This window comes from Microbacterium sp. OVT16B, assembly GCF_019969705.1.
In the GTDB taxonomy this organism is placed as follows: domain Bacteria; phylum Actinomycetota; class Actinomycetes; order Actinomycetales; family Microbacteriaceae; genus Microbacterium; species Microbacterium natoriense.
Map to the genome: position 1 here is coordinate 1,946,217 of NZ_JAHXZA010000001.1, position 24,449 is coordinate 1,970,665.

A 24,449-nucleotide genomic window follows, 5' to 3' on the forward strand; every position below is an offset into this window, starting at 1 on the left:
AGCGGATGGCGGAACCGCAGACGTCGTCGCAGGGTTCGAGCCTGCGACGCCTGGTTCCCCGCATCTTCTCCCGCGCGCCCCGGATCAATGATCTCGACAACCTGATCCGCACGGTCCGAGCGAATCATCCTCGTGGTGATTTCGCCGTGATCGAGCGCGCCTACGCGGTGGCCAAGGAGAAGCACGAGGGCCAGAAGCGTCAGAGCGGCGAGCCGTACATCACCCACCCGCTCGCGGTCGCCCAGATCCTCGCCGAGCTGGGCCTCGGACCCAGGGCGATCGCCGCGGCTCTCCTGCACGACACCGTGGAGGACACCGGCTACGCGCTGAGCGAGCTCACCGCCGAGTTCGGCGACGAGGTCGCGATGCTCGTCGACGGCGTCACCAAGCTCGACAAGGTCAAGTACGGCGAGAGCGCCCAGGCAGAGACCGTCCGCAAGATGATCGTGGCGATGTCGAAGGACATCCGCGTGCTGCTGATCAAGCTCGCCGACCGACTGCACAACGCGCGCACCTGGGGCTTCGTGCCGCCCGAGAAGGCGGCGAAGAAGGCCAAGGAGACGCTGGAGATCTACGCGCCCCTGGCCAATCGACTCGGCATCCAGGCGATCAAGTCCGAGCTCGAGGACCTGTCCTTCGCGGTGCTGCACCCGAAGATCTACAACGAGATCCACAGCCTCATCGCGCAGCGCACGCCGCAGCGCGAGAAGTACCTGAACCAGGTCGTCCAGGAGATCGACGAGGATCTGCGTGACCTGCGCATCCGCGGCAAGGTCGTCGGACGCCCCAAGCAGCTGTACTCCGTCTATCAGAAGATGGTCGTGCGGGGTCGCGAGTTCGACGACATCTACGACCTGATCGGCATCCGTGTGATCGTCGCCTCCGTGCGCGACTGCTATGCGGTCCTCGGCGCGATCCACGCCCGGTGGACTCCGCTGCCCGGCCGGTTCAAGGACTACATCGCCACCCCGAAGTTCAACCTGTACCAGTCGCTGCACACCACGGTGATCGGTCCGGCCGGTCGCACGGTCGAGATCCAGATCCGCACGCAGGAGATGCACCAGCAGGCGGAGTACGGCGTCGCCGCCCACTGGATGTACAAGGAGCGGATGAACGGCGGCAAGGCCGAGGTGCGCGCCGCCGACGCCGATATGGCGTGGCTCGCACACATCTCCGATTGGCAGGCGGAGACGGCCGACCCCGGTGAGTTCCTCGACTCCCTGCGCTTCGAGATCGGAGCCAAGGAGGTCTACGTCTTCACGCCGAAGGGACGTGTGATCGGCCTTCCGGCCGATGCGTCTCCGGTGGACTTCGCCTACGCCGTGCACACCGAGATCGGTCACCGCACGATGGGCGCCAAGGTCAACGGACGCCTCGTGCCCCTGGAGTCCGAGCTCAAGAGCGGAGACGTCGTCGAGGTCTTCACGTCGAAGAACCCCGACGCGGGTCCGAGCCAGGACTGGCTGGGCTTCGTCAAGAGCACACGGGCGCGCAACAAGATCCGTGGATGGTTCACGAAGGAGCGTCGCGAGGAGGCGATCGAGCAGGGCAAGGAGGCCATCGCCCGGGCGATGCGCCGGCAGAACCTCCCGCTGCAGCGCCTGATGAGCCAGGACTCCTTCGCAGAGGTCGCGCACCAGCTTCGCTACGAAGACGTCTCCGCACTGTACGCCGCGGTCGGCGAGGGGCACGTCTCCACGCAGTCCGTGCTGGAGAAGGTCACCGCGCTGGTGGCGGCCAACGATCCGGCCACGGGTCCCATCGACCTCCCCGGGAGCATCCCGACCAGGGAGCCCCGTGCCGGAGACTCCGGCGTGCTCGTGCGCGGAGCCGCCGACATCCTCGTGAAGCTCGCAAAGTGCTGCACTCCGGTGCCGGGCGATCAGATCGTCGGCTTCGTGACCCGTGGCAGCGGCGTCTCTGTCCACCGGGCCGACTGCGTGAACGTGAAGGCCCTCAGCAGCGAGGAGGACAAGGACCGCTTCGTCGAGGTGTCCTGGGCGCCCACGACCAAGAGCGTGTTCCGCGTGCAGATCCAGGTCGAGGCGCTCGATCGCTCCGGACTCCTCTCCGACGTCACCCGCGTGCTCAGCGAGCACCACGTGAACATCCTCTCCGCCACGGTCTCGACCACCGACGAGCGCCTCGCGCTCAGCCGGTTCGTCTTCGAGATGGGCGATGCCGTGCACCTCGATCGCGTCCTGAACGCGGTGCGGCGCATCGATGCGGTGTACGACGTGTACCGCGTCACCTCCTCCTGAGCCTCAGCCTCTCGAGAGTCGCGAGCGCGCCCCGTGATCCGGGGACGCGCGTCCTCACCGACAGGGAGCGCTCGGCCTCCTCGACGAGCGGTGGGCTCTCGGCCGCGAGCAGGCGCATCCACACGAGCATCCGCGGGTCACGGGTGGTGGTGAGCGCGAGATCGACCATCGTCCTCACCGGAGTGGTCGTGAGGACTCCGCCGAGCAACTGGACATCGAATGCCGGGACGCGCGTGTCGTGGAAGATCAGCCGATGATCGGGGTCCGGTCTGAATCTCCTCTCCGCGGTGCGCTGCACGTGGTGGGGTGTCGGGGGCGTGTCGCCGGCCCCGTGGATCCACGCGGCTGTCGGTCCCGAGGCCGCAGTGCCGGCCGGGACCAGTCCGGCGATCATGCGGGCCCTGAGCGCCGGCCCCTCGACGAGATCGGCGGGGATGTACCCCTCGCCGAGCTCGACCACGTGCCCGTCGAGCCGCGCGGAGCTGAGCTCGGGAAGAGTCAGACGATCGCCGGGCAGATACACGAACGCGGGATGCATCACGCCAGTGTGGCGTACGGCATCCCGCGTCCGGGCGTCTCTGCGGAGATCTGTGGAGAGGCTCAGCCCCCGAGGGCGTTCAGCCAGGTGCGACGAGCCTCGAGAGCGTCAGCCGCGGTCTTGGCCGCCTTCTTGTCTCCGGCCTTCTCCGCCGCGGCGAGCTCGGCCTCGAGCTTCTCGATGGCCTCGACCAGCTGCGAGCTCATGTCGTTCGCGCGTGCCTTGGTCTCGGGGTTGTTCTTCTTCCAGTCGACCTCTTCGCGGGCCTTGAGCGCCTGTTCGATCACGCGCAGGCGGTCATCGAGAGCGCGCTCCTTCTCGCGGGGGAAGATGCGACCGACCTCGTCCCACTGACGCTGGATGCGGGTCAGCAGTGCGCGGGCGCTCTTGATGTTCGGCTCGTCGGCGACGGCCTTGGCGTCTTCGAGGAGAGCCTGACGGGCCTCGATCTTCGGAGCCGACTCGGCTTCCTCCGCCGCGGCCTCCTCGGCACGGGCCGAGTACAGCGCATCTCCTGCGGCCTTGAAGCGCGCCCAGAGCGCGTCGTCGGCCTTGCGACCGGCGCGGCCGGCGGCCTTCCACTCGTCGAGGAGGTTGCGGTACGACGGGATGCCGTCGGTGCCGCGAGGAGCGAGGGCCTCGGCGCGCTCGACGAGGCGGGTCTTCGCATCGCGGGCCGCCTTGTGCGCGTCATCGAGCTCCGAGTAGAACGCTCGGCGCTGCTTGTCGACGACGGCGCGCGCATCGCGGAATCGCTTCCACAGCTGCTGTGAGACGCCCTTCGACAGACGAGGACCGTTCTGCTGGTGGGCCTGCCACTCGTCGAACAGCGCGCCGAGCTCGGCGGTCAGCTGCTTCCACTGCACCTTCGAGAGGTCGCGGGCGGCGATGGCCTCCGCGCGCTCGACGAGGGCGGTGCGCTCGGCGACGGCCTTGTCGACCAGCTCCTTGGCCTGGCGCGCCTCTTCGGCGGTGGCCTCGGAGAGGGAATCGGTCAGGGCGTTCAGGCGGTCGCGGAGTCCAGCGAGATCGCCGACGGCCGCGGCATCCGTCGCCTCGGTCAGAACGTGCCCCGCCTGCTTCGCGAGATCGCCGGCCGAAGCGCCACCGGCCTGGTGGCGCTGCTCCAGCGCGTGCACCTTGAAGGCGATGTCGTCGTACTTGCGCACGAAGTAGGCCAGCGCCTCCTCGGGAGTGCCGTCGGGGTACTGACCGACGACGCGCCAGGTCTCGCCCTCGAGCACCTCGACGGTGCCGTCCTCCGACACGCGTCCCCACTTCGCCACCTCCTCGGGAGTGGACGTGGGGGGCGTCGCGGCGGCTGCGACGGGCGCGACGGCGGCCGGCGACGGCAGCTTGCGCGGCAGCGGCGCGGCAGGGGGAGCGGGAACGGGAACGGGGGGAGTCGGCTTCGAGGACTCGGGGGCAGACACGATGATTCTCCTTGCGCGGTACGGCCGCGGGAGGCGGAAAGGACGAACTTCAGCCTAGTACGAGGGGCACTCCCGTTGTGGCCCCGCGTTCTCACGCGGACGTTATCGATCTGTGAGGAGAACGTTCGATGCGCGAAACACGGCGCATCACCTCCGGGAAACACCGCACTCCTATCGTCGCCAGCACGACAGTCCCCGCGTCGACAGGAGATCCATGGACGACATCGCCCCCGCAACCCCCGAGATCGTCGTCGTCGGGGCCGGCATGGTCGCGCATCGGTTCGTGGAGAGTCTGCTCAGCAGGACGGATGCCGCGATGCGCGTGACCGTGCTCGGCGACGAGGGGCGGCATCCCTACGACCGGGTCGGACTGAGCGGCTTCTTCTCCGGCGCGGGGCCAGAGGATCTCGAACTCGACCGATCCGTGTTCGACGACGATCGCGTCGAGCTCGTGAGGGATGACCGCGTGCTGCGGCTCGATCGCGCCGCGCAAACGGTGACGACGCGATCCCGGCGCGTGCTCCGGTACGACACCCTGGTGCTCGCCACCGGCTCGTACGCCGCGCGGGTGGCGGTCGACGGGGCAGACCTGCCCGGATGCTTCGTGTATCGCACGCTCGACGACATGCAGCGGCTGCAGGAGTTCGTGTCGCGACGCGCAGGCATGCTCGGGCGCCCGCTTCGCGGCACCGTGATCGGGGGCGGACTGCTCGGCCTCGAGGCGGCAGGTGCGCTGCAGGGGATGGACGTCGACGTCACGGTGGTGCAGTACTCCGATCGGCTCATGTCCCAGCAGCTCGACGCGGTCGGCGCCTCCATGCTGCGTCGGCTCCTGGAGGCCCGCGGCATCACGGTGCGGACGGAGGCCCGCACGACCCGACTCGACCCCGACGAATCGGGAGCGGTGACCGCTCTGGAGTTCCAGGACGGCTCGTTCCTGCGCGCCGACGTCGTGATCTTCACCGTCGGAGTGCGTCCGCGCGACGAGCTCGCCCGCAACGGGGGGCTGCGGGTGGACCCTCGCGGCGGTGTGCTCATCGACGATCGATGCACGACGTCCGACCAGAACATCCTCGCCATCGGCGAGGTCGCCAACTACGAGGGGCGCTGCGTCGGGCTCGTGGCGCCCGGGTACGCGATGGCCGAGGTCGCGGCGACCGGTCTGCTCGGAGGAGAGGCGGCGTTCCCCGGATACGACGACTCGTCCAAACTCAAGCTCTCGGGCGTGGACGTGGCGAGCTTCGGCGACGCCATGGCGACGACGCCCGATGCGCTCGACGTCGTCTACGCAGACCCGGTGGCGGGCGTGTACAAGAAGCTCGTCCTCTCGGACGACGCCCAGACCCTGCTCGGCGGCATCCTCGTCGGCGACGCGTCCGCATACGGAGCGCTGCGTCCGCTGGTCGGCGCGCGTCTGGGTGCTGACCCTGCCGCCTACCTGCTGCCGGAGAACGGCGACGAGCCCGCGCGAGCGGCCCTCCCCGACGAGGCGGTCGTGTGCTCGTGCGCGAACGTGTCCGCCGGGCGCATCCGGAGCGCCGTGCACGAGGAGGGGTGTCGGGATGCCGCCGCCGTCAAGGTCTGCACCAAGGCGGGCGCCACGTGCGGCTCGTGCGCCCTGATGGTGAAGAAGCTGGTCGGACAGGAGCTCGTCGCTCTGGGTCAGACGGTCTCCCACGCGCTGTGCGAGCACTTCGAGCTGTCGCGGGCGCAGCTCTTCGACGCGGTGAGGGTCTCCGGGCTGAGCACCTTCAGCTCGATCGTCGAGCGCTTCGGACGAGGGCGCGGGTGCGACATCTGCAAGCCGGCGATCGCGAGCATCCTCTCGGTCCTCGTCGGATCGCACGTCCTCGACGGCGAGAACGCCACGCTGCAGGACACCAACGACCACGTCATGGCGAACATGCAGAAGGACGGCACCTACTCGGTGGTGCCGCGCATGCCGGGCGGCGAGGTGACGCCGGACGGTCTGCTGGCGATCGGCGGCATCGCGAAGGACTTCGCCCTCTACACGAAGATCACGGGCGGCCAGCGCATCGACATGTTCGGCGCCCGTCTCGAACAGCTCCCGCTCATCTGGGAGCGGCTGGTGGATGCGGGATTCGAGTCGGGGCACGCGTACGGCAAGTCCCTGCGCACGGTGAAGTCCTGCGTCGGATCGACCTGGTGCCGTTACGGAGTGCTCGATTCCGTGGGGATGGCCGTGCGGCTCGAGCTGCGCTACCGGGGCCTCCGAGCGCCGCACAAGCTCAAGCTGGGGGTCTCCGGATGCGCCCGCGAGTGCGCGGAGGCGCGAGGGAAGGACGTCGGCGTCATCGCGACCGAGACCGGCTGGAACATGTACGTGGGCGGCAACGGCGGATTCGCTCCGAAGCACGCACAGCTGCTCGCCTCCGATCTGGACGACGACGGGCTGATCCGCGCGATCGACAGGTTCTTCATGTACTACATCCGCACGGCCGATCGACTGCAGCGCACGGCGCCCTGGCTCGACGAGCTCGAGGGCGGGCTCGACACGCTGCGCTCCGTCATCTTCGACGATGCGCTCGGCATCTGCCGCGACCTCGACGAAGCGATGGCCCAGCACGTCGACCGGTACGAGGACGAATGGGCGGCGACACTGCGCGACCCCGAGAAGCTCGCCAGGTTCCGATCGTTCGTGAACGCGGCTGACACTCCGGACCCCTCGCTCGCCTATGTCGCGGAGCGAGGGCAGATCCGCCCGGCGACAGCGGCGGAGAAGCGCGGCGGAGTCCTCATCGCCGGCACCGCTCTGGAGGTGCGCCGATGACCTCGCCTGCGGTGCGGGAGAGCATCCGGGTGTGCGGGCTCGACGACCTCGAAGTGGAGCGCGGACGCGCCGCCCTGGTCGACGACCTCCAGGTCGCGCTCTTCCGGCTGCGGGACGGATCGGTGCGCGCCGTGGACAACCTCGACCCGTTCACCGGCGCCCAGGTGATCGCGAGAGGGATCGTGGGCACTCGGGGGGACGCGGACACCGTCGCCTCCCCGCTGCACAAGCAGGTGTTCGATCTCGCGACCGGTGAGTGCCTCGACGCCCAGGGGAGAGAGGTCGTCCAGGACGGGGCGCAGTCCGGTCTGCGGGTCTGGCCGGTGCGGGTCGTCGAGGGAGACGTCTTCGTCGAGGTGCCCCGGTGAAGCGGCCTCGCGTGGGACGGGTCGATCTGGTCGGGGGCGGTCCCGGCCCCGCGTATCTGATGACGCTCCGCGGGTACCGGCTGCTCCAGGAGGCCGACGTGATCGTCGCCGACCGCCTGGGACCGTTCGACGAGCTGCGTGCCGAGATCGACCCTGATGTCACGGTGATCGATGTCGGCAAGCGGCCGGGGCACCATCCGGTGCCGCAGGAGGAGATCAACGCGCTGCTCGTGGCGCATGCGAAGGCGGGGAGCAGGGTCGTGCGCCTCAAGGGCGGTGACCCCTTCGTGTTCGGACGCGGCGGCGAGGAGGTCATCGCGTGTCAGGCGGCAGGCGTCCCCGTGAGCGTCACTCCCGGAGTGAGCAGCGTGATCTCCGTCCCACAGGCCGCGGGCATCCCGGTCACCCATCGCGGCGTCGCCTCGGCGCTCCACGTGGTGAACGGTCAGGGCGAGATCACGCACAGCACGCTTGCGTCGATGGCCGATCCCGCAGTCACGACCGTGGTGCTCATGGGCGTGTCGGCCCTTCCGCGCATCGTCTCGTCCGCCCTCGACTTCGGGGTCGATGCGGCGACGCCCGTCGCCATCGTCGAGAACGGGCTCACGGATCGTCAGCGGACGATCCGGTGCACACTGGGAGACGTGGTGAGACAGGCCGAGGACGCACGTGTGACCAACCCCGCGGTGATCGTGTTCGGTCAGGTCGCGCGGGCGGACCTCCTGCTCCCCGCCGATCTGATCTCCACAGGCACAGCGTGAGTCCGACGCGTCCGCTCGAACACGCACTCGCCGGCTGCACGATCGTCGTCGCCGCCGATCGACGCTCCGCGGACCTGGCGTCCGCCCTCGAACGCCGCGGCGCCGCCGTGCACCGGGCGCCCGCGCTCAGCATCGTGCCCAACGCCGACGACGAGGAACTGCTGCTCCGCACGGAGCGGCTCGTCGCCGCACCTCCGGACATCGTGGTCGTGACGACCGGTGTCGGCTTCCGAGGCTGGATGGACGCCGCCCACGAGCACGGCGTCGATGAGCGACTGGACGCCGCGCTCGATGGCGCGCACTTCGTCGCGCGAGGGCCCAAGGCGCACGGCGCGATCCAGCAGGCGGGATTCTCCGCGGACTGGGTCGCGGAGTCCGAGACGTCAGCGGAGGTGGGGGAGTACCTGCTCGCGTCGGGCGTGTCGGGCAAGCGCATCGTCGTGCAGCACCACGGTGCGGGTGCGGACGGTCTCGACGAGCTCCTGGAGGGCGCGGGCGCCGACGTCGTCAGCATCACGGTGTACCGCTGGGGCCCGCCGCCGAACCCCGAGGTCGTGCGCCGCTCCACGCTGCAGGCGGCCTCTGGTGAGGCGGATGCCGTGCTCTTCACATCCGCCCCCGGAACGGCCTCATGGCTCGCCGTCGCTGCCGAGGCAGGGGCGATCGACCGGATCCGTCGACGCGCGGAGGCCGGACGGCTGCTGCTGGCGGCGGTGGGGCCGGTGACCGCGATCCCCTTGAAGGAAGCGGGCCTTCCGCTCACGATCGCCGAACGGGGTCGACTCGGCTCCCTCGCGCGGACCGTGATCTCTCACTTCGGGGGCGGTCGGGCGCCGTCGCTCGTCACGGACGTCGGCCGCGTGGAGGTGCGCAGCAGCGGTGCGCTCATCGACGGGCGCTTCATCGCGCTGTCGCGCACGGGCTCGGCGCTCCTGGAGGCACTGGCCGATGCCGGTGGCCGGGTTCTCACCAGGGCGGACCTCGGGAACGCACTGCCCGGAGGCGAGCGCAATCCCCACGCCGTGGAAGTCGCGATCGCGCGACTCCGTGAAGCAGTGGGCGGGACGGATCTCATCCAGACGGTCGTCAAGCGCGGCTATCGCCTCGCCGTCAGCGACCGCTGAACACGACGACGATGGCCCGGAGCTGCATGCTCCGGGCCATCGTCGGTGAGGCGCTCAGATCGCTCCGACGACCTCGGGTGCGCGCTCCGGTGCGGTGCGCGGCGCGCGGCGCTCGCGTTCGGCGCGCTGGGCGCGGATCGGTCGGGCCGCGGCCGTCCTCCCGTAGGTGAGGTAGAGCGGGAGGCCCGCGAGGAGGAGCCCTCCGACGAGGTTGCCCACGACGGTCGGAATCTCGTTCCACACGAGATAGTCCATGATCGTGAAGTCGGCGCCGAGGAGCAACCCAGAGGGGAACAGGAACATGTTCACGATGGAGTGCTCGAATCCCATGTAGAAGAACAGGGTGATCGGAAGCCACATGGCGACGATCTTGCCGAGCACGGTCTTGGAGACCATCGACATGATCACCGCCGTCGACACCATCCAGTTGCACAGGACTCCTCGGATGAAGAGGGTCAGCATGCCGGCGGCGCCGTGCTCCGCGTAGCCGACCGTGCGACCGTGCCCGATCTCGCCGATCGCGAGGCCGACCGGGCTCGGATCGGCCGAGAACCCGTAGGTGAAGTAGATCGCCATGAGCAGCGCGACCAGGAGCGCCCCGGCGAAGTTGCCGAGGAAGACCAGTCCCCAGTTGCGCAGGACGGCGGTGACCGTCGCTCCGGGGCGACGGTCGAGGACGGCGAGCGGGGCCAGAGTGAACACCCCCGTGAGCAGGTCGTAGCCGAGGAGGTAGAGAAGCACGAAGCCGATGGGGAACAGGAGAGCGCCGAGGAGCGGCTGCCCGGTCTGCGTCGAGACGGTGACGGCGAAGGCGGCGCCGAGGGTGAGCACGGCCGCACCCATGAAGGCGCGGATGAGGGTGTCGCGGGTGGAAAGACGGAGCTTGTAGGCGCCGGCATCCACCATCAGGGTGACGAGCTCTGCGGGCGTGGCGTATGACATGGGCGGACCTCCACGAGGATCGAGGCGAGCGGATCGCTCGCTGTGCCCACACTCGTGCATACGCGTTTCGGACAGACGCCCGAGGCGTTACATCCGTGGTGCGATCCGCTCACACCGCGCGGCGGCGGGTGTGAGGTCGTCGGTCACTCCGCCGGGGTCTCCGCGGGCGTGGGCTCCTGCGAGGGCTGCACGGTCGGCGCATCCGTGGGGGAGACCGTGGACGTCGGGGTGGGGGTCGGCTCGGGGGCGGTCACCTGCGCGTGCACGAACTGGCTGGCGATGGCCGCGGCGACGACGAGTCCTCCGACGACGCCGGCGATCGTGTTGTCGCGCACCCGACGGCGGATCTGGCCGTCGTGCCAGGCGCCGCGCGCCGCATGCAACCGGGCGCGCTCCGCCTGGGCGCGTGTCTGTGCGCTCTTCGAACCGCGTGCCACCATGCCGTGCTCCCTTACTGGACGTGAATCGACGACGTCGCCTGAGAGCCTATCGCCGCGAGTGTCCCTCGCCCGCATTAGCCTGGAGAGCATGACATCCGCTGCCGCACTGCTCTCAGGGCAGACGCCCCTCGCCGTGCGCATGCGACCCGTCTCGCTCGCCGAGGTCGCCGGTCAGAAGCACCTGCTCAGAGCGGGGTCGCCGATCGTCGCCCTCGCCGATCCCGCGGCGACCTCGCCCGGAGCCGTGTCGATCATCCTCTGGGGGCCGCCGGGCACCGGCAAGACGACCCTGGCGCAGGCGATCGCGCGCTCGTCCGGTCGCCGATTCGTCGAGCTCTCGGCGATCACGGCCGGCGTGAAGGACGTGCGGGAGGTCATGCAGGAGGCGATCACCCAGCGCGACCTCTACGGCCAGACGACGATCCTCTTCCTCGACGAGATCCACCGGTTCACCAAGGCCCAGCAGGACGCCCTCCTGCCTGGAGTCGAGAACGGGTGGGTCATCCTCATCGCCGCGACGACCGAGAACCCGTCGTTCTCGGTCATCTCGCCACTGCTCTCCCGATCCCTGCTGCTGACGCTGCAGCCGCTCACCGACGACGACATCGGCGTGCTCGTCGACAGGGCGGTCGCCGACGCGCGCGGACTGAACGGCGGCGTCTCCCTCTCCGACGAGGCGCGGTCGGCGCTGGTGCGGCTCGCATCCGGCGACGCCAGGCGTGCTCTCACCGGACTGGAGGCCGCGGCCGCGGTGGCGCTGTCCCACGGCGAGAGCGACGGCGACGCCGACGGCGTTCCCGCGGTCACCGCCGACGATGTGGCGCAGGCCGTCGACAAGGCTCTGCTCCGCTACGACCGGCAGGGCGATGAGCACTACGACGTGATCAGCGCGTTCATCAAGTCGATCAGAGGATCGGATCCGGATGCCGCGCTCCACTACCTCGCCCGGATGATCGAGGCGGGGGAGGACCCGCGCTTCATCGCCAGGCGGCTCGTGATCTCGGCGTCGGAAGACGTCGGCCTCGCCGACCCGCAGGCCCTGGTGATCGCGGTCGCGGCCGCAGACGCCGTCGCCTTCATCGGCATGCCGGAGGGGCGCATCCCGCTCGCGGAGGCGACCGTCTACCTCGCGACGACGGCGAAGTCGAACGCCGCGTACGTCGGCATCGACGCGGCGATCGCCGACATCCGCTCCGGCGGCTTCGGCCGGGTGCCGCTGCATCTCAGAGACGCGCACTACCCCGGGGCGAAGCGTCTCGGGCACGGCAAGGGCTACGTGTATCCGCACGACAGCGAGTACGGCATCCTCCCGCAGCAGTACCTGCCGGACGAGCTCGACGGGCGTCGGTACTACGAGCCCAAGAACCTCGGCGCGGAGCGCGACATCTCCGCGCGTCTGGAGCGGATCCGCAAGATCCTCGGGGATCGCTGAGCGGAGCAGCATCCGCCGTCCTGCGCCGCCTTCCCTCTACAGTGGGCTCGTGCCAGGCAGACTCACCCGCATCCCTCCCGATCGCGATCTCTCGATCGACTTCGTCCGCGCGATCTGCCTGCCCGTCGTCGTGCTGCTGCACGCGCTGCAGATGGGCATCGACGGGGAGCCTCTCCGCGCCTTCAACGCGCTGGCGGAGTGGACCCCGCTGGCCGGCCTGACCTGGGTGGGCATGATCATGCCCACCTTCTTCATCGCCGGCGGGTTCGCCGGCATCACCACGTGGCGTCGGCTGCGTCATCGCGGGGAGACAGCGGGGGAGTACATCCGCGTGCGCGCGCTGCGTCTCGCCCGGCCCGTGCTGCTGGCGATGCTCGGGGTGCTGGTCGTGATCGGCGTGATGGCGGCGAGCGGGGCGGATCCGGAGTTCCTGCGCACCTTCGCGTTCCGCCTGGCCGAGCCGCTGTGGTTCATCGCGGTCTACGCGATCTGCACCTCCTTCGTGCCGCTGATGGCGTGGTTCCATCGCCACGCCGCCTGGGCGACCTATCTCTCGCTCGCGGCTCTCGTCGTGGCGGTGGACCTCTCCGGACGGTATCTGGGGCTGCCTCTCGGCGCGCTGAACTGGCTCTTCCTCTGGCTGTTCGTGCAGCAGCTGGGCTTCGGGGTGCGGGACCAGTGGTACTCCCGCCGTCCGCGGTGGCTGCTCCTCCTGCTGGCGGCAGTCGCGTACGGGCTCATGTGCGTCGCGGTCTTCGGCATGGGGTACGACCCGGACATGATCGCCAACCTGAATCCGCCGACCGTGCTCCTCCTTCTGCTCGGGCTCGCCCAGGTCTATCTGTTCACCCTGCTGCAGCCGGCGATCCGCGCCCTCATGCGCAGACGGGCCGTCCTCGTCGTCATCGGCGCGCTGGGGCTGTACGGAATGGTGATCTACCTCTGGCACACCGTCGCGATGGCCGTGGTCGTGGGCGGGCAGCTCGCGCTCGGCCTGCCGTTCCCGACTGCGCTGACGCCGGAGTGGTGGCTCACCCGCATCCCCTGGCTCATCGCGATCATCGTCGTGATCGGGGTGTTCTGCGTCGTCGTCCCGCCCATCGAGAAGCGGTGGCCGAAGGAGAGGGGGCGCGTCATGCCGCTGTGGGCGGCGGCCGTGTGCACCCTGCTGCTCGTCGTCGCCGTCGGCTGGGTGCTCACGCAGGGGTATCTGGCTCCCGGCACCGCGGGCGCGCTGCTCGCCCTCGTGGCTGCGATCGTCTGGCTCACCGTGGGCGGTCCGGGTCCGCGGCGGAGCGTCGAGCCGATGGAGGATGCGGGGAACACCGGTGTTCCGCGGGAGTGATCGGCGATCTGTTAGACTTGATCGGCTCGAAACCGAGTTTTCGGGCATCTCCTCGTTCACACCCCACCTTGCTGGCGCCCCGGCGTGCGCTCCAAGGCAGAACGCGGGCGATACGTCCGCGAGTCGCGAAAGCCGCGACCGCGTCATCGGAAGGACAGCTTCGTGACCACGAAGTCCCAGGACCGCCGCAAGGTCCGTCTCAGCCGCGCCCTCGGCGTGGCCCTCACCCCGAAGGCCGCCCGCTACCTCGAGAAGCGTCCCTACGCTCCGGGTGAGCACGGCCGCACGAAGCGCAAGGCCGACAGCGACTACGCCGTCCGTCTGCGTGAGAAGCAGCGTCTGCGCGAGCAGTACGGCATCCGCGAGAAGCAGATGCGCAACACCTTCAACGAGGCTCGCCGCCAGGAGGGTCTGACCGGTGAGAACCTGGTCGAGCTCCTCGAGATGCGTCTCGACGCCCTCGTGCTGCGTTCGGGCTTCGCCCGCACCACCGCGCAGGCTCGTCAGCTCGTCGTGCACCGTCACATCCTCGTCGACGGCCAGCTCGTCGACCGCCCGTCGTTCCGCGTGAAGCCGGGTCAGCTCATCCACGTCAAGGCCAAGAGCGAGGGCACCGAGCCCTTCCAGGTCGCAGCAGCCGGCGGTCACGCCGAGGTCCTGCCTCCCGTTCCCGGCTACCTCGAGGTCGAGCTCGACAAGCTCCAGTCGCGTCTGGTCCGTCGCCCGAAGCGCGCCGAGGTCCCCGTGACCTGTGAAGTGCAGCTCGTCGTCGAGTACTACGCGGCTCGCTGATACAGCGTTTCTCGCACAGGAGGCGTCGGGGTCACCCGACGCCTCCTGTCGTTTGCGCATACGATGGGATGACCGCGCCTTCGCGGATCTAATGGCAAGGATGACGACATGAAGAACGTGCTGTGGTTCCTGATCGGCGTGATCGGCGGCTTCGTCGCGGCCCACTTCATGAACAAGGACCCGCGCGGCCACGACATCCTCGCCGAGGTCGACGCCCGGATCAACGAGTTCACGGCGATCATCGGCGACGCGTACCGCGAGCAGGAGGCACGGCTCACCGAGCCGGCCGACGACTGAGACCCGCGCTCCACCACGCGGCACCCTTCCCCTCCCTTCACACGCAAGGACACCCGGCACAGCTATGAAAACTGCGGAGATCGCGCAGCGCTATCTCGATTTCTTCGAGAAGAACGACCACCTCATCGTCCCGTCGGCTTCGCTGGTCAGCGACGACCCGTCTCTGCTCTTCACCGTCGCCGGCATGGTGCCGATGATCCCGTACCTCACGGGCGTCGTCCCCGCGCCGCATCCCCGCATCGCGGATCTGCAGAAGTGCATCCGCACCAACGACATCGAAGAGGTCGGCCGCACGGCACGCCACGGCACGTTCTTCCAGATGCTCGGCAACTGGTCGTTCGGCGACTACTTCAAAGAGGGCGCGATCCGCTACGCGTGGGAGCTGCTGACCTCGTCTGAGGCCGACGGCGGCCTCGGTTTCGACGAGAAGGACCTCTGGGTCACCGTCTACGAGACCGATGACGAGGCGGAGGCGATCTGGCGCGACATCATCGGCCTGAAGCCCGAGCGCATCCAGCGTCTGGGCCGCGCGGACAACTACTGGAACACCGGTCAGCCCGGCCCCGGCGGCCCCGACAGCGAGATCTTCTTCGACCGCGGCCCCGCCTACGGCAAGGACGGCGGACCGGCGGTCGACGACTCGCGGTTCCTGGAGATCTGGAACCTCGTGTTCATGCAGGACTTCATCGAGAACATCCGCGGCAAGACGGAGTTCGACATCGTGGGGGAGCTCCCCATGAAGAACATCGACACCGGCATGGGCCTCGAGCGCGTCGCGTTCCTCAAGCAGGGCGTCGAGAACATGTACGAGACCGATCAGGTGCGCCCGGTGCTCGACCGCGCCGTCGAGCTCTCCGGCCGCACGTACGGCTCCGTGCACGAGGACGACGTCCGCTTCCGTGTCGTCGCGGACCACGTGCGCTCCTCGCTCATGCTGCTCTCCGACGGCGTGCGTCCGTCGAACGAGGGCCGCGGGTACATCCTGCGTCGACTGATGCGCCGCACGGTGCGCTCGATGCGGCTGCTCGGCGTCGATGAGCCGGTCTTCCCTGAGCTCTTCGCGACCTCTCGCGACGCCATGAAGTCCGCGTACCCCGTGCTGGAGCAGGACTGGTCGACGCTGTCGGCATCCGCGTTCGCGGAGGAGGAGACGTTCCGCCGCACGCTCGCCCAGGGCTCGACGATCCTGGACCTCGCGCTCGACGAGACGAAGAAGGGCGGGGGCACGACCCTCAGCGGCCCCGAGGCCTTCCTGCTGCACGACACCTACGGCTTCCCGATCGACCTCACCCTCGAGGTCGCCGAGGAGGCGGGGCTCGATGTGGACCGCACCGCGTTCGACGGGCTCATGCAGGAGCAGCGCCAGCGCGCGAAGGCCGACGCCCGCAACCGCAAGCGCCAGCTGGCGGACGTCTCGGTGTACCGTGAGCTCCGCTCGCTCGGCGAGACCGGTTTCGACGGCTACACCGCGCTCGAGGTGGAGTCCCGCATCCTGGGCATCCTCGTCGACGGGCAGCCGGTGAAGAGCGCCGCGGAGGGCCAGATCGCCGAGGTCGTGCTGTCGGAGACCACGCTGTATGCCGAGTCGGGCGGTCAGGTCGCCGACAAGGGGACGATCATCGGACCGGGGTACGAGCTCGAGGTCCTCGATGTCCAGCGTCCGGTTCCCGGGCTCATCAGCCACACGGTCGAGGTGAGCCGCGGCTCCGTGGCGGTGGACGATGCGGCGACGACCGTGGTGGACGCCGCGAACCGTCGTGCGGCACGCCAGGCTCACTCCGCCACGCACCTCGTGCACGCCGCTCTGCGTGACACCCTCGGCAAGACCGCGACCCAGGCAGGCTCCCTGAACCGCGCCGGCTACATGCGCTTCGACTTCGCGTGGTCGCAGGCGCTCTCCGCCGAGACCCGCACCGAGATCGAGGAGATCACGAACCGCGCGGTGCAGGACGCGCTCGAGGTCACCACCCGCATCATCTCGCTGGACGAGGCCAAGGAGGCCGGCGCCATGGCGCTGTTCGGCGAGAAGTACGGCGACGTCGTGCGCATGGTCGACATCGGCGGCCCGTGGTCGCGTGAGCTGTGCGCCGGCACGCACGTGAGCTCCAGCGCCGAGATCGGGCTGGTCAGCATCGTCGGGGAGTCGTCGGTCGGCGCCTCCAACCGCCGCATCGAGGCTCTCGTCGGTCAGGACGCGTTCCGCGAGCTCGCAGCAGAGCGGGCTCTCGTGTCGCAGCTGAGCGCCTCGCTGAAGACGCCGCGTGAGCAGCTGCCGGAGCGCATCGCCGACCTGTCGGCGAGCCTGAAGGCCGCGGAGAAGCGCATCGCCCAGTTCGAGGCGAAGGAGCGCGCCGGTCAGGTTCCGGCGATCGCCGATGCCGCCGCCCGCGTGGGCGATTTCCTGCTCGCATCGCAGTCGCTCGGGGAGCTGGCCTCTGCCGATGACCTGCGCGATCTCGTGCTCGGGGTCCGCGATCGCCTGGGGTCGGCTGCTGCCGTCGTCGCGCTCGGCGCGGTCGTGAACGGCCGCCCCGTCGTGGTCGTCGCCACCAACGACGCGGCTCGCGTGTCCGGAGCCAAGGCCGGGGTGCTCGCGAAGCGCGCCGCCGGGGTGCTCGGAGGCGGAGGAGGCGGTCGCGATGACGTCGCCCAGGGCGGTGGAACGGATGCCGCGGCTCTGCCCGCGGCTCTCGACGCCGTCTCCCAGGAGCTGCACGCAGCGTGAGCGGGTTCCGCCGCGGAGTGCGGATCGGCATCGACGTCGGCAAGGCGCGCGTCGGGGTCGCCAGGTGCGATCCCGACGGCATGCTCGCCGTCCCCGTCGAGACCGTGCCGCGCTCGGAGACGTCGATCGACAGGATCGCCGAGATCGCCGCCGAGTACGAGCCGCTCGAGTTCGTGGTCGGCCTGCCCGTGAACATGCAGGGCGCAGACACCGCATCCACGACGGATGCGAGGGAGTTCGCCGAGGCGCTGCAGAGGCGGACGGGCACCACGGTGCGTCTCGTCGACGAGCGCCTGAGCACCGTGTCCGCACACGCCGCGCTCCGTTCTTCGGGGAGAAATCAGAAGAACTCTCGTAGCATTGTGGATCAGGTCGCCGCCGTGGTGCTTCTGCAGCAGGCGATCGACACGGAGAAGAGCACGGGGAAAGCGCCCGGTGCCGCGATTCCGTTCGACGAGGAGTCCCACTGATCATGCCCGAACGTGAGAGTGCCGCCCCCCAGCACGATCCGGAAGCGCGCCTCGGCGAGCTGTTCGAGAATCTCCCCGCGCCGACGCACCAGATCCCGACGGTGGACAACACCCCTCCCGCCCCCGGATCCCGTCGTGCCGCCCGCGAGGCCGCATCCTCCGGTGCACCCACCGCGTCGAACGGCTCGGCAGGGGAGCAGCCTTCGGCACCCGGCCCTGCGCCTGCGGCCGAACCGCCCCTCGCATCGACCGGGTCCGCCCCGAGCGACTCGCCTGTGGCGTCGTCTGATGTCGCGCCGGCGGCTCAGGAACCCGCTGCGGTGCGATCCGCGGCGCAGGAGCCGCTCGCCCCGACCCCGGTGTCTCCCGTCGTTCCCGCATCGGCCCCCGACAAGCCCGCGGGCGGCGGACTCGAAGACCTCTTCCACCACGTCGACGAGGACGATCACCGGGCAGCGCCCAAGAAGAAGCGCCGCACCGGATGCCTGGTCGCGCTCATCATCGTCCTGGCGCTCATCGGAGGCGTCGTCGCCGGGGGAGTCTGGGCGATGAACACCTACGGCGACAAGATCAACGAGATCATGGGCTGGGGCGACCCCAAGGACTGGGAGCCCGGGCTCGCCTCCGGCGAGGCCATGGTCACCATCCATGACGGAGACACCGGGAAGCCGGTCTCGGCCGCGCTCTTCGAAGCCGGGGTCACCCGCACCAAGGACGTGTTCTACGACTACCTCGTCGACGAGAACATCGCCGTCACCTTCTACCCGGGCATCTACCGTCTGCAGGAGAAGATGACGGCGGCCGACGCCCTGGAGGCGCTGAAGAACCCGGAGAACAAGCTCGAGAACACCGTCGGGGTGAACGAGGGCGGGACGATCGCCTCGATCCTGCCGGGGATCTCGGAGTCGCTGGGCTTCCCTCTGGCCGATCTGCAGGCCGCGGTCGCCGATCCGTCGGCGTACGGCGTCAGCGCCCAGAGCCTCGAAGGCTGGCTCTTCCCCGCCGTGTACACCTTCGATCCGGGTGTGACGCCGGTCCAGGTCATCCAGCGCATGGTCGACCGCACCCGCGAGTCTCTGACGAAGGCTGGCGTGCCGGATGCGGATGCCGAACGCATCCTCACCATCGCCTCGATCATCCAGCGCGAGGGCCGCACGGACGATTTCGCCAAGGTGTCGCGGGTCATCCAGAACCGCCTCGACATCGACATGAAGCTGCAGATGGACTCGACGGCGCAGTACGGATACGGCTCCCTGCACGAGGGAGTGGTGTCGAGCTCGGCCGAGGCGCTCAAGGACCCGAACCCGTGGAACACGTACGTCAACACGGGGCTTCCCGTGACGCCGATCGCGAGTTCGAGCGACGCCGCGATCGACGCCGCCATGCACCCCGCTGACGGGCCGTGGCTCTACTTCGTGACGATCAACCTCGCGACGGGGGAGACGGTGTTCTCCACGACGTACGAGGAGCACCAGGCGGCGATCGAGAAGTGGGACGCCTGGTGCAAGGCGAACCCCGACGGCGGCTGCAGCTAGTGAGCCGAACCCGTCTGGCGGTGTGGGGAGACCCCATCGCCCATTCGAAGTCCCCTCAGCTGCACGCTGCGGCGTACGGCGTCCTCGGGCTCGACTGGTCGTACGACCGTCGCCGGGTGGCGGAGGGCGAGTTCGCGGGTGCGGTCCGCTCCCTCGACGACTCCTGGCGGGGCCTGTCGCTGACGATGCCGTTGAAGGACGAGGCGTATCGGATCGCCGACGTCCGCGACGCGCACGCCGAGCTCACGGGAGTCGCGAACACGCTGACGCTGGGCGCCACGGTCCACGCGTTCAACACCGACGTCGGTGGCATCATCGACGCGCTCGGCGAGAGCGGGATCACGACCGTCGAGCGCGTTCGGCTGCTCGGCGCCGGGGCGACGGCGGCATCCGCACTCGTCGCCGTCGCGGACATGGGCGCGCGATCGGCGGACGTGCGGGCCCGTCGGCCCGAGAGCGCGTCGACCCTTCGCGAGCTGGGTGCGCGGTTGGGCGTGGAGGTGACGGTGCTCCCCTTCACGGAGACGGCGGATGCCGTCGAGCTGACGGTGTCGTCGTTGCCGGGCGGCACCGCGCTGCCCGAGGACGTCGTGGCGCCGCTCGCCGCGGCCGGCGGTGCGCTGTTCGATGTGGCGTACGCGCCGTGGCCGTCGGCTCTCGCGACGAACTGGGGCGATGTGCCGGCCATTCCCGGTCTGGGCATGCTGCTGCATCAGGCCGTGCGGCAGATCCGCGTCTTCGTGCACGGCGATCCCGGTGTCCCGCTGCCGGATGAGCAGGACGTCGTCGCCGCGATGCGCACCGCGCTCTAGCCTCTCGGCGACATGCGGCGCGGATCGGGTCGAAACGCGTGGGAGACTAGAGCAATGCTCCGCGTGCTCACGGCCGGCGAATCGCACGGCCCAGAACTCATTGCCGTCATGGAGGGTCTGCCCTCCGGCGTCCCGGTGTCGTCCGAGGCCATCCAGGCCGACCTCGCCCGTCGCAAGCTCGGCTATGGCCGCGGCTCGCGCATGAAGTTCGAGCAGGACGAGCTGACGATCTCCGGCGGCGTGCGGCACGGCAAGACCCTCGGCAGCCCGATCGCGCTGCGCATCGGCAACACGGAGTGGCCGAAGTGGATCGAGGTCATGAACCCCGAGCCCGTCGAGCTCACCGACAAGTCCCGCGGCCGCAGCGCCCCGCTCACGCGTCCGCGACCCGGGCACGCCGACCTCGTCGGCATGCAGAAGTACGACTTCGACGAGGCGCGTCCGATCCTCGAGCGCGCCAGCGCCAGGGAGACCGCCGCCCGCGTCGCGCTGGGCGCCATCGCCCGCTCCTTCCTCGGCGAGCTCGGCATCCGCCTGGTCAGCCACACGCTCTCGATCGGCCCCGTGCAGGTGCCCTCGGGCTCGCCGCTGCCGACGCCCGACGACGTCGACGCGCTCGACGCCGATCCGCTGCGCTGCTTCGACCCCGCGACCTCTGCGCTGATGGTCGCCGAGGTCGACGACGCCAAGAAGGACGGCGACACCCTCGGCGGCATCGTCGAGGTGCTCGCCTACGGCCTCCCGCCGGGGCTCGGCTCGCACGTGCACTGGGACCGTCGCCTCGACGCGCGACTCGCCCAGGCGCTGATGAGCATCCAGGCGATCAAGGGCGTGGAGGTCGGCGACGGCTTCGAGACCACCCGCCGCCGCGGATCCGCGGCCCACGACGAGCTGTTCGCGACGGCGGACGGCATCTCTCGAGGCTCCGACCGCGCCGGCGGCACCGAGGGCGGGATGTCGACCGGCACCGTCCTCCGCGTCCGTGCGGGCATGAAGCCGATCGCGACAGTCCCGCACGCGCTGCGCACGATCGACGTCGCCACGGGCGAGGACGCCACCGCCCACCACCAGCGTTCCGACGTCTGCGCGGTTCCCGCGGCCGGCGTGGTCGCGGAGGCGATGGTGGCGGTCGAGCTCGCGAACGCCGTGCTCGAGAAGTTCGGCGGCGACAGCATCCGCGAGACCCGGCGCAACATCGACTCGTACCTGGAGAGCATCCCGGCCGAGCTGCGGACGACTCCCGCATCCGAGGCGGCGCTCATCGCGCATGACGAGCGCGGCTGATCCTCTGACGCTGGTGCTGGTCGGCCCGATGGGGGCCGGCAAGACCAGCGTCGGTCGACGGGTCGCGCGCGCGCTGGGGGTCGCGTTCATCGACACCGACAAGCGCGTCGCAGCCGTGCACGGACCGATCCCGGTGATCTTCTCCGAGCACGGGGAGGCGCACTTCCGGGCTCTCGAACGTGAGGCGGTCGCGACGGCGCTCGACGAGGGCGGCGTCGTCTCCCTCGGCGGCGGTGCGGTGACGGACGCGGCCACGCGGGAGCTCCTGCGCACGCATCAGGTGGTCTACCTGACCGTGAGTGCGGAGGCGGTCGCAGACCGGATCACCGGCGGGGGGCGGCCCCTGCTGGCCGGAGACGACCCCGTGCAGCGGTGGAGACAGATCTTCGAGCAGCGCCGGGGTCTGTATGAAGAAGTGGCATCGGCGACCTTCGACACGTCGCGTCGTCCGATGCAGAGGATCGCGGACGATATCGCCGCATGGAGGAGAGAACAGCGATGAGCACGACGACCATCAGCGTCACGGGCGACGCCCCCTACGACATCCTCATCGGACGGGGCATCCTCGACAGCGTCTCGGCGGCGCTCGACCCGGCCGTGCGGAAGGTCCTCGTGGTGCATCCGCCCACGCTCGCCGCGCGGGCCGCAGAGCTGCGCGATCGCCTGCTCGCCGACACGGCGAACGGGCCGCGCGAGGTGCTGCTCGCCGAGGTCCCCGACGCCGAGCAGGGCAAGCGCATCGAGGTGGCGGCGTTCTGCTGGCAGGTCATGGGGCAGGCCGACTTCACCCGCACGGACGCGGTGATCGGCTACGGAGGGGGAGCGGTCACCGACCTCGCGGGCTTCGTGGCCGCGACCTGGCTGCGCGGCGTGCAGGTCGTGCAGGTGCCGACGACCGTTCTGGGTCTGGTCGATGCCTCGGTCGGCGGGAAGACCGGGATCAACACCGCCGAGGGCAAGAACCTCGTCGGCGCGTTCTGGGCGCCGAGCACGGTGATCGGCGACCTCGACGAACTCGGCAGCCTGAGTGCGAACGAGGCGACCGCCGGCTACGCCGAGGTCGTGAAGGCCGGGTTCATCTGGGCGCCGGAGATCCTCGACATCATCGAGGCCGATCCGTCGCGCGCCGTCGACACCACGACCCCGGAGTTCCGCAGGGCGGTCGAGCTCGCGATCGACATGAAGGCCAGGGTCGTCTCCGACGACTTCCGCGAGGCGGGCCAGCGCGAGATCCTCAACTACGGCCACACCCTCGGGCACGCCATCGAGCACGCGGAGCGCTACAAGTGGCGTCACGGCGCCGCGATCTCCGTGGGCATGATGTACGCGGCCGAGCTGTCGCGGCTCGCCGGGCGACTGTCCGACGACTCCGCCGAGCGCCATCGCACCGTGCTGGAGTCGCTGGGGCTGCCGACGACCTACCGTGCGGGGGCATGGAAGCAGCTGCTCGCCACCATGCAGCGCGACAAGAAGACCCGAGGGGGGATGCTGCGCTTCATCGTCCTCGACGAGATCGGCAAGCCGACCGTGCTGCAGGCGCCCGACGAGTCGCTGCTGTTCGCGGCGTACCAGGAGGTGGGGGCGTGAGCGCACCGCGCCGGCTGCTCCTGGTCAACGGGCCGAACCTCAACCTCCTCGGCACCCGTGAGCCGGGCATCTATGGTTCGGCGACCCTCGCCGACGTCGAGCGGCTCTCTGCAGAGGCCGCCGCCGCGGTCGGCTTCGACCTGCGCGCGCTCCAGAGCAATCACGAGGGCGTGCTCATCGACGCCATCCACGCCGCGCGCGAGGACTGCGCCGGCATCGTGATCAATCCCGGCGGTCTCACGCACACCTCCGTCTCGCTCCGCGACGCCCTCACCGGCGTCGGTCTGCCGTTCGCCGAGGTGCACATCTCCGACGTGTACGCCCGGGAGGAGTTCCGGCACCACTCCTACCTCGACGACGTCGCCGCGGTGCGGGTGGTCGGCCGAGGCGTGGACGGCTACGCCGACGCCGTGCGGGAGCTCGCAGCGCTCATCCCGTAGAATCGACTGTCGGCTCGCGCTTCGACCAAGCCCGGCCACCCGCGAACTTCACACCACGAACGGAACTCTCAGCGCATGGCATCTACCGCAGACATCAAGAACGGCATCGTCCTCAACCTGGAGGGCCAGCTCTGGAGCGTCGTCGAGTTCCAGCACGTCAAGCCCGGCAAGGGCGGCGCGTTCGTGCGCACCAAGCTCAAGAACGTCCTCACGGGCAAGGTCGTCGACAAGACGTTCAACGCCGGTTCCAAGGTCGAGATCGAGAACGTCGACCGCCGCGACTACACGTACCTGTACACGGACGGCGACGGCTACGTCTTCATGGATCAGACCGACTTCGACCAGATCACGGTCGGCTCGGCCACCGTGGGCGACGCGAAGAACTTCCTGCTCGAGAACCAGCAGGTCACGATCGCGCTGAACAACGGCAACCCGCTGTACCTCGACCTCCCGGCATCCGTCATCCTCGAGGTGACCTACACCGAGCCCGGCCTGCAGGGCGACCGCTCCTCCGCCGGCACCAAGCCCGCGACGCTGGAGACCGGCTACGAGATCCAGGTGCCGCTGTTCCTCGAGACCGGAACCAAGGTCAAGGTCGACACCCGCACGGGTGACTACCTCGGTCGCGAGAAGTAAGGCGTGAGCGCTCGGACGAAGGCGCGCAAGCGCGCACTCGACATCATGTTCTCCGCCGACGTGCGCGGAGACGAGGTCTCCGTGGCCCTGGCCGCCGAGGCCAAGCGCGCGGCGAGCGAGCCGGCCCGTGAGGCGTCGTGGCTGTACGCCCGCGAGATCGTCGACGGGATCATCGATCACCGCGACGAGATCGACGAGCACATCACCACGCACAGCCGGGACTGGAAGCTCGAGCGGATGCCGGCCGTCGATCGCGCTCTGCTGCGCATCGGCGTGTGGGAGATCCTCTACAACGACCAGGTGCCCACGGCCGTCGCGATCGACGAGGCCGTCGAGCTCGCCAAGGAGTTCTCGACCGACGACTCCGGCGCGTTCGTGCACGGAGTACTCGCCAGGGTGGCTCGCGCCGCCTGAGTCGCCGCCCGAGTCGCTGCGT

At 69.7% G+C, this 24,449-nt stretch carries 23 protein-coding genes; 19 read left to right on the top strand and 4 right to left on the bottom strand.

Annotated features, from left to right (window positions below; genetic code table 11):
* Positions 1–5: 5 nt before the first annotated feature.
* A complete protein-coding gene (locus tag LC438_RS09230) occupies positions 6–2,261 on the top strand; it encodes a bifunctional (p)ppGpp synthetase/guanosine-3',5'-bis(diphosphate) 3'-pyrophosphohydrolase (RefSeq protein WP_105677356.1) in 2,256 nt (751 codons plus the stop codon).
* On the opposite strand, the gene LC438_RS09235 is transcribed toward LC438_RS09230, so the two are convergent.
* Positions 2,248–2,799, bottom strand: coding sequence for a hypothetical protein (locus LC438_RS09235; RefSeq protein ID WP_223586399.1), 552 nt, complete (start codon positions 2,797–2,799; stop codon positions 2,248–2,250). The genes LC438_RS09230 and LC438_RS09235 overlap by 14 nt on opposite strands.
* Before the next feature lie 62 nt (positions 2,800–2,861).
* The gene (locus LC438_RS09240; protein WP_223586400.1) at positions 2,862–4,232 is read right to left on the bottom strand and encodes a DUF349 domain-containing protein; all 1,371 of its coding nucleotides are present in this window, start codon (positions 4,230–4,232) and stop codon (positions 2,862–2,864) included.
* Between the two features lie 214 nt (positions 4,233–4,446).
* Between LC438_RS09240 and nirB the strand changes: the two genes are divergently transcribed.
* The 4 genes from nirB to LC438_RS09260 are packed head-to-tail and all read left to right on the top strand — an operon-like array spanning position 4,447 to position 9,276.
* Positions 4,447–7,023: a nitrite reductase large subunit NirB gene (gene nirB, locus LC438_RS09245; RefSeq protein ID WP_223586401.1), complete on the top strand. Its 2,577-nt coding sequence runs from the start codon at positions 4,447–4,449 to the stop codon at positions 7,021–7,023.
* Positions 7,020–7,391, top strand: coding sequence for a nitrite reductase small subunit NirD (nirD, locus tag LC438_RS09250; RefSeq protein WP_105676352.1), 372 nt, complete (start codon positions 7,020–7,022; stop codon positions 7,389–7,391). The genes nirB and nirD overlap by 4 nt, the downstream gene beginning before the upstream one ends.
* A gap of 11 nt (positions 7,392–7,402) precedes the next feature.
* On the top strand, positions 7,403–8,152 hold the full coding sequence (gene cobA / locus LC438_RS09255) for a uroporphyrinogen-III C-methyltransferase (protein ID WP_223586402.1): 750 nt from the start codon (positions 7,403–7,405) through the stop codon (positions 8,150–8,152).
* The gene (locus tag LC438_RS09260; protein WP_105676348.1) at positions 8,149–9,276 is read left to right on the top strand and encodes a uroporphyrinogen-III synthase; all 1,128 of its coding nucleotides are present in this window, start codon (positions 8,149–8,151) and stop codon (positions 9,274–9,276) included. Before cobA ends, LC438_RS09260 begins: the two co-directional genes overlap by 4 nt.
* A 54-nt stretch (positions 9,277–9,330) precedes the next feature.
* Here LC438_RS09260 and LC438_RS09265 read toward each other — a convergent pair whose 3' ends face one another.
* Both LC438_RS09265 and LC438_RS09270 read right to left on the bottom strand, forming a co-directional pair.
* The gene (locus LC438_RS09265) at positions 9,331–10,218 is read right to left on the bottom strand and encodes a formate/nitrite transporter family protein (protein WP_105676346.1); all 888 of its coding nucleotides are present in this window, start codon (positions 10,216–10,218) and stop codon (positions 9,331–9,333) included.
* Positions 10,219–10,361: 143 nt separating this feature from the next.
* On the bottom strand, positions 10,362–10,658 hold the full coding sequence (locus LC438_RS09270) for a hypothetical protein (protein ID WP_105676345.1): 297 nt from the start codon (positions 10,656–10,658) through the stop codon (positions 10,362–10,364).
* 88 nt (positions 10,659–10,746) lie between these two features.
* Here LC438_RS09270 and LC438_RS09275 point away from each other — a divergent pair, with 88 nt between their 5' ends.
* The 14 genes from LC438_RS09275 (at position 10,747) to nusB (ending at position 24,427) form a co-directional block, all read left to right on the top strand.
* Positions 10,747–12,090, top strand: coding sequence for a replication-associated recombination protein A (locus tag LC438_RS09275; RefSeq protein WP_105676343.1), 1,344 nt, complete (start codon positions 10,747–10,749; stop codon positions 12,088–12,090).
* Positions 12,091–12,139: 49 nt separating this feature from the next.
* A complete protein-coding gene (locus tag LC438_RS09280) occupies positions 12,140–13,435 on the top strand; it encodes an acyltransferase (RefSeq protein WP_181155949.1) in 1,296 nt (431 codons plus the stop codon).
* A 162-nt stretch (positions 13,436–13,597) separates the two neighbouring features.
* Positions 13,598–14,227 carry a 30S ribosomal protein S4 gene (gene rpsD / locus LC438_RS09285; protein ID WP_052674772.1) on the top strand — a complete coding sequence of 210 codons (630 nt, stop codon included), beginning with the start codon at positions 13,598–13,600 and terminating at the stop codon, positions 14,225–14,227.
* A 108-nt stretch (positions 14,228–14,335) separates the two neighbouring features.
* A complete protein-coding gene (locus LC438_RS09290; protein ID WP_105676339.1) occupies positions 14,336–14,524 on the top strand; it encodes a hypothetical protein in 189 nt (62 codons plus the stop codon).
* 64 nt (positions 14,525–14,588) lie between these two features.
* The gene (gene alaS / locus LC438_RS09295) at positions 14,589–17,249 is read left to right on the top strand and encodes an alanine--tRNA ligase (RefSeq protein WP_105676337.1); all 2,661 of its coding nucleotides are present in this window, start codon (positions 14,589–14,591) and stop codon (positions 17,247–17,249) included.
* Positions 17,246–17,719, top strand: a complete 474-nt coding sequence (gene ruvX / locus LC438_RS09300; RefSeq protein WP_105676335.1) for a Holliday junction resolvase RuvX — start codon at positions 17,246–17,248, stop codon at positions 17,717–17,719. The genes alaS and ruvX overlap by 4 nt, the downstream gene beginning before the upstream one ends.
* 2 nt (positions 17,720–17,721) lie before the next feature.
* Positions 17,722–19,254 (top strand): endolytic transglycosylase MltG, encoded by a 1,533-nt coding sequence (gene mltG, locus LC438_RS09305; RefSeq protein WP_223586403.1) that lies wholly within the window; start codon positions 17,722–17,724, stop codon positions 19,252–19,254.
* Positions 19,254–20,066, top strand: a complete 813-nt coding sequence (locus tag LC438_RS09310; RefSeq protein WP_223586404.1) for a shikimate dehydrogenase — start codon at positions 19,254–19,256, stop codon at positions 20,064–20,066. The genes mltG and LC438_RS09310 overlap by 1 nt, the downstream gene beginning before the upstream one ends.
* 54 nt (positions 20,067–20,120) lie before the next feature.
* Positions 20,121–21,350 carry a chorismate synthase gene (aroC, locus tag LC438_RS09315; RefSeq protein ID WP_105676331.1) on the top strand — a complete coding sequence of 410 codons (1,230 nt, stop codon included), beginning with the start codon at positions 20,121–20,123 and terminating at the stop codon, positions 21,348–21,350.
* Complete coding sequence (locus LC438_RS09320) at positions 21,334–21,852, top strand: shikimate kinase (protein ID WP_105676329.1); 519 nt, start codon at positions 21,334–21,336, stop codon at positions 21,850–21,852. Before aroC ends, LC438_RS09320 begins: the two co-directional genes overlap by 17 nt.
* The gene (gene aroB / locus LC438_RS09325) at positions 21,849–22,937 is read left to right on the top strand and encodes a 3-dehydroquinate synthase (protein WP_105676328.1); all 1,089 of its coding nucleotides are present in this window, start codon (positions 21,849–21,851) and stop codon (positions 22,935–22,937) included. Before LC438_RS09320 ends, aroB begins: the two co-directional genes overlap by 4 nt.
* A complete protein-coding gene (locus LC438_RS09330; RefSeq protein ID WP_105676326.1) occupies positions 22,934–23,377 on the top strand; it encodes a type II 3-dehydroquinate dehydratase in 444 nt (147 codons plus the stop codon). The genes aroB and LC438_RS09330 overlap by 4 nt, the downstream gene beginning before the upstream one ends.
* Positions 23,378–23,452: 75 nt before the next feature.
* A complete protein-coding gene (efp, locus tag LC438_RS09335; RefSeq protein WP_105676325.1) occupies positions 23,453–24,013 on the top strand; it encodes an elongation factor P in 561 nt (186 codons plus the stop codon).
* 3 nt (positions 24,014–24,016) lie between these two features.
* Positions 24,017–24,427, top strand: coding sequence for a transcription antitermination factor NusB (gene nusB / locus LC438_RS09340; RefSeq protein WP_105676323.1), 411 nt, complete (start codon positions 24,017–24,019; stop codon positions 24,425–24,427).
* Positions 24,428–24,449: the final 22 nt, after the last annotated feature.

What these genes read in the sequence shown, in the direction of transcription:
- LC438_RS09230 (WP_105677356.1), top strand. Translation starts at nt 6, where the DNA reads ATGGCGGAACCGCAGACGTCGTCGCAGGGTTCGAGCCTGCGACGCCTG.
- LC438_RS09235 (WP_223586399.1), bottom strand. Translation starts at nt 2,799, where the DNA reads ATGCATCCCGCGTTCGTGTATCTGCCCGGCGATCGTCTGACTCTTCCC.
- nirB (WP_223586401.1), top strand. Translation starts at nt 4,447, where the DNA reads ATGGACGACATCGCCCCCGCAACCCCCGAGATCGTCGTCGTCGGGGCC.
- nirD (WP_105676352.1), top strand. Translation starts at nt 7,020, where the DNA reads ATGACCTCGCCTGCGGTGCGGGAGAGCATCCGGGTGTGCGGGCTCGAC.
- LC438_RS09265 (WP_105676346.1), bottom strand. Translation starts at nt 10,218, where the DNA reads ATGTCATACGCCACGCCCGCAGAGCTCGTCACCCTGATGGTGGATGCC.
- LC438_RS09270 (WP_105676345.1), bottom strand. Translation starts at nt 10,658, where the DNA reads ATGGTGGCACGCGGTTCGAAGAGCGCACAGACACGCGCCCAGGCGGAG.
- LC438_RS09275 (WP_105676343.1), top strand. Translation starts at nt 10,747, where the DNA reads ATGACATCCGCTGCCGCACTGCTCTCAGGGCAGACGCCCCTCGCCGTG.
- LC438_RS09290 (WP_105676339.1), top strand. Translation starts at nt 14,336, where the DNA reads ATGAAGAACGTGCTGTGGTTCCTGATCGGCGTGATCGGCGGCTTCGTC.
- alaS (WP_105676337.1), top strand. Translation starts at nt 14,589, where the DNA reads ATGAAAACTGCGGAGATCGCGCAGCGCTATCTCGATTTCTTCGAGAAG.
- mltG (WP_223586403.1), top strand. Translation starts at nt 17,722, where the DNA reads ATGCCCGAACGTGAGAGTGCCGCCCCCCAGCACGATCCGGAAGCGCGC.
- aroC (WP_105676331.1), top strand. Translation starts at nt 20,121, where the DNA reads ATGCTCCGCGTGCTCACGGCCGGCGAATCGCACGGCCCAGAACTCATT.
- LC438_RS09320 (WP_105676329.1), top strand. Translation starts at nt 21,334, where the DNA reads ATGACGAGCGCGGCTGATCCTCTGACGCTGGTGCTGGTCGGCCCGATG.
- aroB (WP_105676328.1), top strand. Translation starts at nt 21,849, where the DNA reads ATGAGCACGACGACCATCAGCGTCACGGGCGACGCCCCCTACGACATC.
- efp (WP_105676325.1), top strand. Translation starts at nt 23,453, where the DNA reads ATGGCATCTACCGCAGACATCAAGAACGGCATCGTCCTCAACCTGGAG.